At 59.4% G+C, this 11816-nt stretch carries 11 protein-coding genes; 6 read left to right on the forward strand and 5 right to left on the reverse strand.

Going from position 1 to position 11816, the window contains the following annotated elements:
• Positions 1-38 precede the first annotated feature (38 nt).
• The 5 genes from AC57B1_RS29185 (at position 39) to AC57B1_RS29205 (ending at position 6350) form a co-directional block, all read left to right on the forward strand.
• A complete protein-coding gene (locus AC57B1_RS29185; RefSeq protein WP_408348765.1) occupies positions 39-1049 on the forward strand; it encodes a GlxA family transcriptional regulator in 1011 nt (336 codons plus the stop codon).
• A gap of 137 nt (positions 1050-1186) precedes the next feature.
• The gene (locus AC57B1_RS29190; RefSeq protein ID WP_408348762.1) at positions 1187-2401 is read left to right on the forward strand and encodes a M24 family metallopeptidase; all 1215 of its coding nucleotides are present in this window, start codon (positions 1187-1189) and stop codon (positions 2399-2401) included.
• Between the two features lie 79 nt (positions 2402-2480).
• Positions 2481-3740 carry a serine hydroxymethyltransferase gene (gene glyA / locus AC57B1_RS29195; RefSeq protein WP_408348759.1) on the forward strand — a complete coding sequence of 420 codons (1260 nt, stop codon included), beginning with the start codon at positions 2481-2483 and terminating at the stop codon, positions 3738-3740.
• A 239-nt stretch (positions 3741-3979) separates the two neighbouring features.
• Positions 3980-5362: an MFS transporter gene (locus tag AC57B1_RS29200; protein WP_408348756.1), complete on the forward strand. Its 1383-nt coding sequence runs from the start codon at positions 3980-3982 to the stop codon at positions 5360-5362.
• Between the two features lie 334 nt (positions 5363-5696).
• Positions 5697-6350 (forward strand): response regulator, encoded by a 654-nt coding sequence (locus AC57B1_RS29205; protein WP_408348753.1) that lies wholly within the window; start codon positions 5697-5699, stop codon positions 6348-6350.
• 40 nt (positions 6351-6390) lie between these two features.
• On the opposite strand, the gene AC57B1_RS29210 is transcribed toward AC57B1_RS29205, so the two are convergent.
• The 3 genes from AC57B1_RS29210 to AC57B1_RS29220 all read right to left on the reverse strand — a co-directional run bounded on the left by AC57B1_RS29210 (position 6391) and on the right by AC57B1_RS29220 (position 8955).
• Positions 6391-7041, reverse strand: a complete 651-nt coding sequence (locus AC57B1_RS29210; protein WP_408348750.1) for a hypothetical protein — start codon at positions 7039-7041, stop codon at positions 6391-6393.
• Between the two features lie 18 nt (positions 7042-7059).
• Complete coding sequence (locus tag AC57B1_RS29215; RefSeq protein ID WP_408348747.1) at positions 7060-7329, reverse strand: hypothetical protein; 270 nt, start codon at positions 7327-7329, stop codon at positions 7060-7062.
• 309 nt (positions 7330-7638) lie between these two features.
• Positions 7639-8955 (reverse strand): PQQ-dependent sugar dehydrogenase, encoded by a 1317-nt coding sequence (locus tag AC57B1_RS29220; protein ID WP_496419417.1) that lies wholly within the window; start codon positions 8953-8955, stop codon positions 7639-7641.
• Positions 8956-9196: 241 nt separating this feature from the next.
• On the opposite strand from AC57B1_RS29220, the gene AC57B1_RS29225 reads away from it, so the two are divergent.
• On the forward strand, positions 9197-9772 hold the full coding sequence (locus AC57B1_RS29225) for a cytochrome b (RefSeq protein WP_408348742.1): 576 nt from the start codon (positions 9197-9199) through the stop codon (positions 9770-9772).
• A 16-nt stretch (positions 9773-9788) separates the two neighbouring features.
• Here AC57B1_RS29225 and AC57B1_RS29230 read toward each other — a convergent pair whose 3' ends face one another.
• Both AC57B1_RS29230 and AC57B1_RS29235 read right to left on the reverse strand, forming a co-directional pair.
• Positions 9789-10460 (reverse strand): hypothetical protein, encoded by a 672-nt coding sequence (locus tag AC57B1_RS29230; RefSeq protein WP_496419418.1) that lies wholly within the window; start codon positions 10458-10460, stop codon positions 9789-9791.
• 215 nt (positions 10461-10675) lie between these two features.
• Positions 10676-11695 carry an SGNH/GDSL hydrolase family protein gene (locus AC57B1_RS29235; RefSeq protein WP_408183766.1) on the reverse strand — a complete coding sequence of 340 codons (1020 nt, stop codon included), beginning with the start codon at positions 11693-11695 and terminating at the stop codon, positions 10676-10678.
• Positions 11696-11816 lie beyond the last annotated feature (121 nt).

Below are 11816 nucleotides of genomic sequence, written 5' to 3' on the forward strand. Positions count from 1 at the left end.
AAGCGCCTTCCATTGTTCGTCCCGTCCGCACTCCATTTATGCCAGCCACTGTGGTCGCGTCTGAAGAATCCAACCCGAACGGGCTGCATGACCTTGGCGTCAGAAAATATGGATTTCTGCTGCTAGACAATTTCTCCCTGATCGCGCTCGGCGCCGCAGTCGATCCTTTGCGAATCGCGAACATGATCGTTGGGCGCAGAGTCTACGACTATCAATTGATCGGAACGGGCGGGGACTATGCGCAGTCCAGCGACGGCATCAAGGTCCTGCCCGATGCAACGATCGCCGACTCGGGGTCGTTCGACGCCGTGTTCGTGGTCGGCCCCAATCCGATTCCACGCAAGGGCATTGGCGCGGTGCTTGACTGGCTCCGTCTGCACGCACGCAGCGGCACGGCGTTAGGCGGTCTCGACACGGGCAGCTACTTTCTCGCCCGTGCGGGTTTGCTGAATGGCTACCGCTGCACGATTCACTGGGAAGATCAGGATGTATTGCTAGGGCAATTCCCGAAACTGATCGTCTCCAACCGTCTCTACGAGGTGGATCGTGACCGCTATACCTGCAGCGGCGGCGTCGCGCCACTGGACCTGATGGTGCATCTGCTCGGCATGGCGCCCGGCAGCCGGTCACTTGCTGCGCGCGTGCTCGAATTGCTGGTTGCCGAGCGGCGCAGTCACGAGCAGCGGCAACGTACGTCGCTGCGGCAATACATGGGCGCCGAACATGTCAAGCTCGACGAGGCGCTGCAAATCATGGAGAGCAACGTGGAAGAGCCACTCTCCGTGGCGGAAGTCGCTTCTTATCTGGGCGTCTCGCAACGCCAGCTCGAGCGCTGGTTCAGTGAGCGGCTCGGCAAGACGCCGGCTCAAGCGTATCTGGAGATCCGGCTGCTGCGTGCCCGGCAGTTGCTCTATCGCACCGGCAAGCCGCTCGAAGAAGTGTGCGCGCGCACTGGCTTCGCTTCCATGACGCACTTCGCGACGCGCTACAAGGCGCAGTTCCAGATCTCGCCGATGGCGGACCGCCGGCGCTACCAGAACGCACTGTAAAGCCGTAAGGCCCCCCGCCGTGGTAAACCCTCGATGTCGAAATCAATAAATGTAGTGTCGCTTTAGAAAACTTTCGAAACCACCGAACTCCTACCATTCGCTCACACCTACTGGCGTTTTCACCAAGGAGCGAGCGCATGAAGCTGGAAAATCTGATTCGAATCGAGAATGGCGAAAAGGTAAAACACACCTTCTCGGATGCGGAATATGCGAACCGCCAAGGCAAGCTGCGCGCGTTGATGGCCAACGAGAATATCGACGCCGTGCTATTCACGTCGTATCACAACATCAACTACTACGCGGACTTCCTGTATTGCTCGTTCGGCCGTAAGTACGGGCTCGTCGTGACGCCGGGGAAAGTGGTCTCCATCTCGGCGAATATCGACGGTGGCCAGCCATGGCGTCGAACGGTTGGCGACTACAACGTGGTCTATACAGACTGGCAGCGCGACAACTTCTTTCGCGGCGTGCAGCAGGAAATCGCTAACAGGGGGCGCGTCGGCATCGAGTTCGATCACGTGCCGGTGGAGGTGCTGGAGAAACTCAAAGCGGCGCTACCGTCCGTGGAGTTCGTGGATATCAGCGCGCAGACCATGCGCATGCGCATGATCAAGTCGGCCGAAGAAATCGAAGTCATCAAGCACGGTGCCAACGTTTGCGACGTGGGCGGCGCGGCCCTCGCGGCGGCCGTGCACGAAGGCGTGCCCGAACATGAAGTCGCGCTGGCCTCGACTCAGGCGATGGTGCGCGAAATCGCCGAACGTTTCCCCGATTCCGAACTGATGGATACGTGGACATGGTTCCAGTCCGGAATCAACACGGACGGTGCCCACAATCCGGTCACTACGCGCAAAGTGCAGAAGGGCGACATTCTCAGCCTGAACTGCTTCTCGATGATTGCCGGGTACTACACGGCGCTCGAGCGCACCATGTTCTTCGATCACTGTTCCGATGCGCATTTGCGGTTGTGGAAGGTCAACGTCGAAGTGCATGAAGCCGGTTTGAAGCTGATCAAACCCGGTGCCCGTTGCAGCGATATCGCTCACGAATTGAACAAGATTTACGCGGAATACAACCTGCTGCAATACCGCACGTTTGGCTACGGCCATTCGTTCGGTGTGCTTTCGCACTACTACGGCCGCGAAGCGGGGCTCGAACTGCGTGAAGACATCGACACCGTACTCGAACCGAACATGGTCGTTTCAATGGAGCCGATGATCATGGTGCCGCAAGGCTTGCCCGGTGCGGGCGGTTACCGCGAGCACGACATCCTGGTGGTGGGCGAAAAAGACGCGACCAACATCACCGGTTTCAAGTACGGCCCGGACCACAACATCATCAAAGCTCGCTAGGGGCTGAACCGGATCAGTCGCGACCTGGTCCTGCGGCTGGGGCCGCAGGCGTAAACATGATGTTGCAGGAGACGTTTCGATGTTTTCAAAAGAACAGACCATCGCCGGATTCGATCCGGAGTTGTCCGACGCAATGCGCTTCGAGCGCAAGCGTCAGGAAGCGCATATCGAACTGATTGCGTCGGAAAACTACGCGAGCCCGCGTGTGCTGGAAGCGCAGGGTTCGGTGCTGACGAACAAGTACGCGGAGGGCTATCCGGGCAAGCGGTATTACGGCGGCTGCGAGCACGTGGACGTGGTCGAGTCGCTGGCTATCGAGCGCGCCAAGCTTCTCTTCGGTGCGGATTATGCAAACGTGCAGCCACATAGCGGCTCTCAGGCCAACGCGGCGGTGTATCTGGCACTCCTCGCACCCGGCGACACGGTTCTCGGCATGAGTCTCGCGCATGGCGGCCACCTCACACACGGCGCGAAGGTGTCCTTCTCGGGCAAGCTCTACAACGCCGTGCAATACGGCGTGGATCCGCAAACCGGTCTGATCGACTACGACGAGATTGAACGTCTGGCCGTCGAACATCAGCCGAAAATGATCGTGGCCGGCTTCTCCGCTTACTCGCGTGTACTCGACTTTGCGCGTTTCCGGCAGATTGCGGATCGTGTGGGCGCTTATCTTTTCGTCGATATGGCGCATGTGGCGGGACTGGTTGCGGCAGGCCTTTATCCGAACCCGCTGCCGTTTGCGGACGTGGTCACGACGACCACGCACAAGACACTGCGCGGGCCACGTGGCGGCCTGATTCTCACGAAGGCGAACGACGCGATCGAGAAAAAGCTGAGCTCGATGGTGTTTCCCGGCACGCAGGGTGGCCCATTGATGCACGTAATCGCAGCCAAGGCGGTGGCGTTCAAGGAAGCGTCGGGCCCGGAATTCAGGGCCTATCAACAGGCAACGCTGGCGAATGCACGTGCGATGGTGACCGTATTCAACGAGCGCGGCTACGACGTCGTGTCCGGCGGGACCGACGATCATCTGTTCCTGGTGAGCCTGATCGCAAACGGCATCACCGGCAAAGACGCGGACGCTGCGCTCGGGCGCGCGCATATCACGGTCAACAAGAATGCGGTGCCGAACGATCCGCAGTCGCCCTTCGTGACAAGCGGCATCCGCATCGGCACACCCGCGATCACGACGCGCGGATTCGGAGAGGCGGAAGCGGCACTGACCGCGACGCTGATCTGCGACCTGCTCGACAACCTTAACGACGCAGAAACCGAAAACCGTGTGCGCGAACAGGTGTCGCAATTGTGCGCACGCTTTCCGGTGTATGCGGGTTTTTGAGCGTAAGCCGCGAGGTGAGCGGCAGCACTTTCGAATTTGCTCGTGCCCCGATTGACGCTAACCCTACCAACCGGTGCGGGCGCTCGGCGTCAAGCTGACCGGAACCACAGCGCACTTGGCTACTGATGATTGGCGCAAACGGCCTACGCGTGTGTCGAGCAAACGAGACCCGTAGAGACCGTCGCAAGAGTCGTCAACACAACCCGGCAGTCTCATGCTTTCACGTTTGGAGATCGTAGATGAGTACCAGAAAAGCGGTTTCAGGTCATTCAGCAGGTGCCGGCGTGATGGCGCCGGGTGGCGTCGCCCCATTGCAAGGATCGGGCGCCGCAGAGGGGCGTAACCATGCCGACGGACGTCTGCTCAAACGCGCAGCGACGGCGAGCTTTATCGGCAACTTTGTCGAATGGTTCGATTACGCGTCGTACGGCTATCTTGCGACGATCATTGCGGTCGTCTTTTTCCCGAAGACGGATTCGGCGACAGGACTGCTTGCCGCGTACGGCGTGTTCGCGATTTCATTTATCGTCAGGCCGATTGGCGGCATAGTCTGGGGCCATTTCGGCGACAAGATCGGGCGTAGAACGGCACTCTCGCTTTCTATCCTGATCATGTCCTGCTCGACATTCGTCATCGCGTTTCTGCCTACGTACGCGCAAGTCGGCGTGCTCGCGCCGGTCCTGCTTCTGCTGGTTCGCGTGGTGCAGGGCTTTTCGGCTTCCGGAGAATATGCCGGCGCGTCCGCTTTCCTCGCCGAGTACGCGCCCGAGGGCAAACGCGGCGTCTATACGAGCATCGTGCCGGCGAGCACCGCGGCGGGGCTGCTGTTCGGCTCGGTGTTCGTGGCGGTGTTGCACGGCGTGCTGACGACAGAACAACTGCACTCGTTCGGCTGGCGTTTGCCGTTCCTCCTTGCCGCGCCATTCGGACTGATTGGGCGATATATTCGCGTGCGTCTCGAAGACACGCCAAAGTTCAAGGCCATGGAAGCGTCGCATCACGTTCCGCGCGCACCGGTAAAAGAGTTGATGAGCGTACATCGCGGCAAGATGCTGGTCGCTTTCGGCGTGACCTGCCTGAATGCGGTGGCGTTTTATCTGGTGCTCAGCTATATGCCGACGTATCTGTCGACGGAAATGGGCGTGGGCGAAACGGAGTCGTTCATCGCCGCAACGATTTCGCTTGCCGCATACATCGGGCTCATCTTCCTGATGGGGGCGCTGTCCGATCGCGTCGGCCGCAAGACCATGTTGATTGGCGCGTCGATTCTGTTCGCGGTGCTGACCGTGCCGCTTTTCAAGAGCCTGGTTGGCGCGAACTTCGTGACGATTGTGATGATTCAGATTGCCTTCGGCGCGTTGCTAACGATGAACGACGGTACGCTGCCGTGCTTTCTGTCCGAAATCTTTCCGACGCGCGTACGCTATAGCGGATTTGCGTTCTGCTTCAATGCGGCGAATGCGCTATTCGGCGGCACGGCGCCGCTGGTCGCCACGTGGTTGATCGGCGTGACGGGCAACAAGCTCGCGCCGGCGTGGTATCTGGTTGGCGCGGCAGGCGTTGCACTGGTGGCCATGCTCGCGAGTAAGGAGACGTCGCGCAGTCCGCTGGCAGATGATTGAGTAGCGGTAGCGTGGGAGGAAGATTGCTGATATATCGTCGCCAATGAGGAAGACGAAGACTGTCGACTCGCTCAGGTTGAGCGTCCTGGCCGGGTCGATAGCGGTTCATTAGCCTTTGACATTCGATTCATTCGAAACATGTTTTCAACACATCGCAAACAAGGCTGCCATGTTCTAAAACATAACTACCCGGTTCGACGCGATCACAGGTGAAATCCTCTCTCTGCAAGAAACAAACCGGAAGGTCCGGACAGTTACAAAATAGCGTTCGACATGCGCAGTCAACGGAACATGATGAAAGGGTAATCACGCTCCCTTTCCATGAGAGTTTTCCATGATCAAGGTAGCAATAGCCGATGCGCACGGTGTCGTGCGGGAGGGTTTACGCGCGATTCTCCGTTGCGCGGGGGACTTCAGCATCGTTGGCGAGGCCGTTGATGGCGCAAGCACGCTCTCGCTTGCGAGAACAACCGATGCGGCCGTCCTGACGCTCGGCTTGCTCATGCCTGGCGTCCACGGACTTGATCTCATTTCCCTGATCAAGAGCGAAAATCCCGCACTGCGTGTTCTCGTGGTCACCATGCGCGCGGAGGAATCATTTGCGGCTCGTGCATTCAAAGCGGGAGCATCCGGGTATATCACCAAAAATTGCTCGGCGGCGGAATTCCTCGACGCCGCAAGAAAGGTTGGCACAGGCGGTATATATGTGAGTGTTGCAATGGCCGATCAATTCGCCCACGGCCTCGCCGATACGTGTTCTGCATTGCCTCACCAGCGGTTGTCGGCGAGGGAATTTGAAGTGTTTCTTCTGATTGCAGCAGGCGAATCTGTGACTGCTATCGCCGAGAAACTAGGGTTGAGCGCGAAAACGGTCAGCACCCACAGGACGAAGATTCTGGAGAAATCGAGCCTTCCTAACGACGCGGCCCTTGTGCGATACGCGGTGCACCACAACCTCCTTGAGGATGGTGGTCTCGAAGCAATCTGAACCATCCATGCACTTCAGGAGGCCAGCCCGCCACGCGCTACTATTCCTGCTTACGCAGTGCGTCGCGAAACTGCGCAAGATGTGCCTGATACTGTTCTGCTTTGCCATAAGTCAGAAATCGCTCATACCTTGCATGAGTGCCTAACACTTTGCGAGCGTGTTTGATGGGGCACCAGTACTGCTCAGTGCGCGCGGCGATTTCTGTAGCGTAAGCGATGAGGCCGTTGGCATATTCACAATACGCGCAATGGAATCGTTCCATAAAGTTCAGATAGCGCAGTTGCCAGCGGTCCATCACGATATAGTCTGCCCGTTTGACTTTGACGATACCGTAGATCGGGAAGCAGATCGCCTGGTAGGCCGAAATGCAAACATCGAGAAATAGCAGAGGGAAAACGAGCCCATAAACGAACGGAGCCGCGAGAAAGTTCTGTGGACGGCTGGAAAGAATCCAGCTAACAATGCCCACTTTCAATTCCCGGTGGACCTTGCCGACCGCTTCGTCGAATTCGACACGTTTGCCGGTGATTCGATAGAAAAGCTTGATTTCGCGTTGATGCAGCTCCGTTTGCAGTTCGGATTCAAGTTCGCTGATCTGGTTCAAGAGATGCTTTATCCGCTCTTCCACAGGAACTCCGTTGGTTTGGATGAGAAGTGGCGCAATAAAACCGCCGACTGCGACGTACGCCACAGTCGGCTTCTGACCACTTCAGCTACTACCTCCCCCCGACTGGGCCGCCTCGATGGCCTTGTTCCGCTCGGCCTGCGCCTTGGCAACTTCACGATCGCGGACTTTGTTCGCCGCGCGTACTTTCGCGCGGTAAGTTTCATTTGCCGCACGGATTTCGCTTCTCATTTGCACTATGGTGTCGCTGGATTCAGCGCTCTTTGCGCCGGACGGTGCGGCGTTTTGAGCCCAAGCCTGCGTCGTGCCGACAGACGCGAGCGCAATCAATAGGGCCGGGAGAATTCTTTTCATGCTGGTACCTCCAGAAGGTCAAGGTGTCAAAGAAAAGTTCTGTCCGCTAGTGACGCGGATTGACGGCCATTGGCGACCACTCTCCCGCCCCGATCTTTGAAAGGGACATGGCAGATGGTGCAGTGGGGTCATCAACGTCTATTTGGCGCCTTGGGTGCTGGAGGCTGTTGACCAGGATCAACTGGTTTGACATGGGTAATGCGATCGGGCTGTGAATCGGGCTGTGAGTCGGGCTGTAAATCGGGCACGTCTGAACGTCAGCATCGACCTTGGTCGTTCCCGCAGCCCGTTCGCACAAGTACGCGTCCGTTACATGCTGCCACGTGGCGCGATTCGCCAGACGGTGTTACCTACGTCGTCCGCCACGAGCAACGCGCCGTGCCCATCCAGTGCGACGCCAACGGGCCGTCCTACCGCATGGCCATCCGCGGTCAGAAAGCCGCTCAGGAAATCCTCAGGGGCGCCAGCAGGTTTTCCATCGGCGAAAGGCACGAACACGACCTTGTAACCAGCGTGCGGCTTGCGGTTCCACGAACCGTGCTGGCCGACAAATGCGCCGCCTCGATAGTGCGCGGGAAACAGCGTTCGGTCGTAAAAGACGAGACCTAGCGAAGCCGTATGATTGCCGAGCGCATAGTCCGGTGCAATCGCGGCAGCGACCCGGTCGGGACGTTGAGGTTTGACTCGCAGGTCGACGTGCTGCCCGTAGTAGCTGTAGGGAAAGCCATAAAACGCGCCGTCTTTTACCGCGGTCATGTAGTCCGGTACGAGGTTGTTGCCCAGCTCGTCCCGCTCGTTGACCGCCGTCCACAATGCGCCGCTGTCGGGTTGCCACGAGAGGCCATTGGGATTGCGCAGTCCCGTCGCATACGGACGCAAACCGCCGGTTTTCACGTCGAACTCGAGTATCCGTGCGCGGTCCTGCTCGGCGTCGATGCCATTTTCGCCCGCGTTGCTATTCGATCCCACCGTGATGTAGAGGTGCTTGCCCGAGCGGTCGGCGAGAATATTCTTGGTCCAGTGGTGGTTGATCGGACCGGCGGGCAAATCGGCGACCTTGACCCCGGGGCCGGTGATCTGTGTGGCGCCTTCGACATAGTCGAAGCGCAGGAGAGCGTCCGTATCGGCCACGTAGAGTTCATTGCCAATCAGCGCCATTCCGAACGGCGAATGCAGGCCGCCAATAAACACGGTTTGCATCTGGGCAACACCCGTGTTGTTCGCGTCGCGTAGTAGCACGATACGATCGGGACTGCTCAAGCCCGCGCCCGCGCGCTTCATCACCTGCCGTCTGACCCAGCCGAACAGGCCGCTTCCTTCGTCGTGTTCTTTCGGCGCATCGCTTTCCGCCACGAGCACGTCACCGTTGGGCAGCGTGTAAATCCAGCGTGGGTGCGCGAGGCCGCCGGCGAACCGGGTGACGGAAAAACCGTCGGGGGCGCTCGGCATAGAGCCATCTGGGCGCGCCTGAACAGGTGCGATGTTGACCATCGGAAGCAGCGTCGATTGCGGAGCCGGCATAGCGGGCGAGGCACCGAAACCGTTATCAGCAGAACTCGCTGGGCCGATCGCGCACGCGGTCAGCGGCAAGAATAGTAAAACTACCAGATGTTTGAATAGGCGCATTTTTTCTCTTGGCGATCGGCTTTGGGGATGCTGCTCGAAGCTGTGCAGCAAGAAGCCTGCCTATCAGGTGGCGGGACACGGCATTGGCCAATTTTCCGGTTCCATGCGCGGCATCAGATTTCCTTAAGATAAGGCCGTTAGGATTGTTTAGAATGGATAGCTGTTTGTCGGCAGTGGATCTGGGTTGCCGGCCACGCGTTTTATCAATTCAATGCGGTACGGGAAACATCGAGGAGAGGGAGTGGCTAAAGTTCAGCAAGGTACGCGTCCGGCCTATGACGCAGTCGCACGCACGCTACATTGGCTAACTGTCCTGTTGATCGCGGTGCAGTTCGTGATCGGCTGGACGATGCCGGACATACACAAGGACACACAGCCCGTTGGCCTGATTGCCTGGCATCTCGGCGTCGGCTCGGCGCTGATCGCCGTTATGGTGATTAGAGTGCTCTGGCGTTTGACTCACTGGCCGACGCCGGACGAGTTGCCGCCGCTATTGAGCGTCGTCTCGCGAATCACGCATTTTCTGCTTTACGCTGCGCTGGTGGTGGTGCCGCTGCTTGGCTGGATCAACGCGTCTTCACGCGGCTGGACAGTCAGTTTGCTGGGCCTTGTGCCATATCCGGCACTCAGCGAACAGGGCTCGGCTTTTGGCCACGAAATGGGTGATGTGCACGGCGTTCTCGCATGGGTGCTGTTCGCGCTGATTGCGCTGCATGTCGCCGCGGCGGTGTTCCATCGCGTTGTCCTGAAAGACCACGTACTGCAACGCATGCTGCCCCAGGCGGGGCCGTCGAATAATTCTCCGCGAAACCGCTGAGGTCTGGCCCCGACGATCAGTCAGCCCGGCACCAGCGGCCGGAATCGGGGCACACAATGGCCTGTTCGCCGTTCACCCGGATTTGTTCCGCATCCAGGTGCAATGAGGTCGAAGGGGCGGTGTCGAAGGCGACACCCAGTGCATGCGCCACATGGGTATTTTCGATGGGGAGCTCCCAGGTCAGGAAGATCTGGGTGCAATCCCGATCAGGCGCGAACTCGGCCGCATCAAAACCGCTGCTGTGGCGCTGAATGACGCCATGAGGCTGGCCCGTGTCGAATATCACGACCGTTCCTCGCGAGAGAGGAATGCGCCGGCCCAAAGACGGGAAATGCAGGTCCAGCCCCTTGTCCTCACTCATGAAGAGATTGCAGAAGGCCGCACTGCCATATTGCTCGGCGTCATGGTGATACCGCGCGCCGCGGCAGGCCATCAGGGCGACGTCGCTGGCGGCAAGCACCGCGGGTATTCCTAGCGCGGAGGTCCAGTCGGACACGGCCTGCACGCAGCGCGAATAGTCGGGCCAGCGCATCCGCGCTCGCGCAAGAGGCATGGCTTCCACGTCTCCGGGTTCGAGGACCATGTGCGACGCTATTTCCCGTTCCCAATCCGCAAGCAGGCGTACAGGTGGGACAGGTACGTCGAGCGAGCCTGAGAGCACGATGTCGCTCACGCGTCGACTGCGCATGGCGTCGCCACTCCAGAAATGGGAAGTCAGTATGTCCGGCACTTGATGCTGTTAGGGGAGGTCATCTGGCCATTGTAACGATTCGACAGGGCCGCTTCGGCACATTGGGCGGGAACGGTCTATCGCGGCCAGCGGCTTCCCCCAAGGCATCGGCGAAAAGGGCTGCGCGGCGGACTTCTCCGCGCTCATCGGATCGACAGCCTCCGGGCGCTGCGTCAATGACCCAAACCGGTGCTGGCGATCTGGTGCTCCACGTACTGCGCGAATAGCGCGTGCAGGTGCGTGGTCGGATGAAGGTCGTCGGCGAACATGTACGTCTGGTCCGCGTTGGCGCTCACGTAGGTTGGCGGCGAGCACAGCAGTGCCGTGTCGTCGGGCGTTTTCTTGGGGTCGCAAGCAACGCCGGTGTTCGACACGGCGAAGCCGTTGGCCTGAAAATTCGCCATGATTCCATTCAGCCAGGTATAGGAATCGATCTGGATGACCTTGCCCTGCAGGCCATCGGTCTGCAACGCGGCGTTCAGGCTGCTGTTGAACAGCTGCGATAACTGGGTCAAGTTAGCCCCGCCATCGGACGAGGCGATGCCGTGCGGCGACAGTCCGATGTTCGGCAGATTGACCACCACGACATGCGTGGCGCCGTTCTGGACGATCTGACCGACAACCTGAGCGAGGGTCGCAGCCGCCGTGTTGATCGTCTGCGCAGCAGCTGGCAGCGCCCCGGCGCGGAGCACATCGTTCGCGCCCGCCCAGACGAGCACCAGTTGATTCGAGTTGAAACTCCCGTGAGCGGCCAGATAGCTCGAAACCTGCTGATTCACCGGCATTTCGATGTTGCCGATCACGCTGGTCAGAAAATCGGACTGGTTTGCCGGCGTCGCCACGGTGGCGCCACCCTCCGCATAGCCGAGGCCGCCTTGCGCGCTGAGCTTATGCGTGATGTCGATGGTGTACGCGACATTTAGCGTGTCGCCGTAGTATTGCGCGATATTCTGAGTCCACACCTGTCCGGGATTGGTCGTGAAACGCCCTCCGCCAACCGCGCCGGCGATTGGCGCGTAGGTTCCGACATCCGAAAGGCTGTCTCCGAACGAGACAATTTGCAGATGGACGCCGCCTGCCGGCGTCGCCGTGCTGCCATTATTCGAACTGCCATCGTGCCCACCGCACGCCGAAAGCAGTGAGACCGCGACGGCAAAAATTGCAGCGCGTACCGTGTCATTCATTCCTCGCATAACGACTCTCCCTGAACTGGCGGGGAGGTCCGGCCACGTTGCGGGATGATCGCGCGTCGCCTTCCCGACAAGCACATTGCCGAAGCAAGAAGCATGCGCTATTGCGCCTGCGGCGGCGGAT

The sequence above is a fragment of the Paraburkholderia sp. BGA-UO-ETr-F21 genome (genome assembly GCF_059567925.1).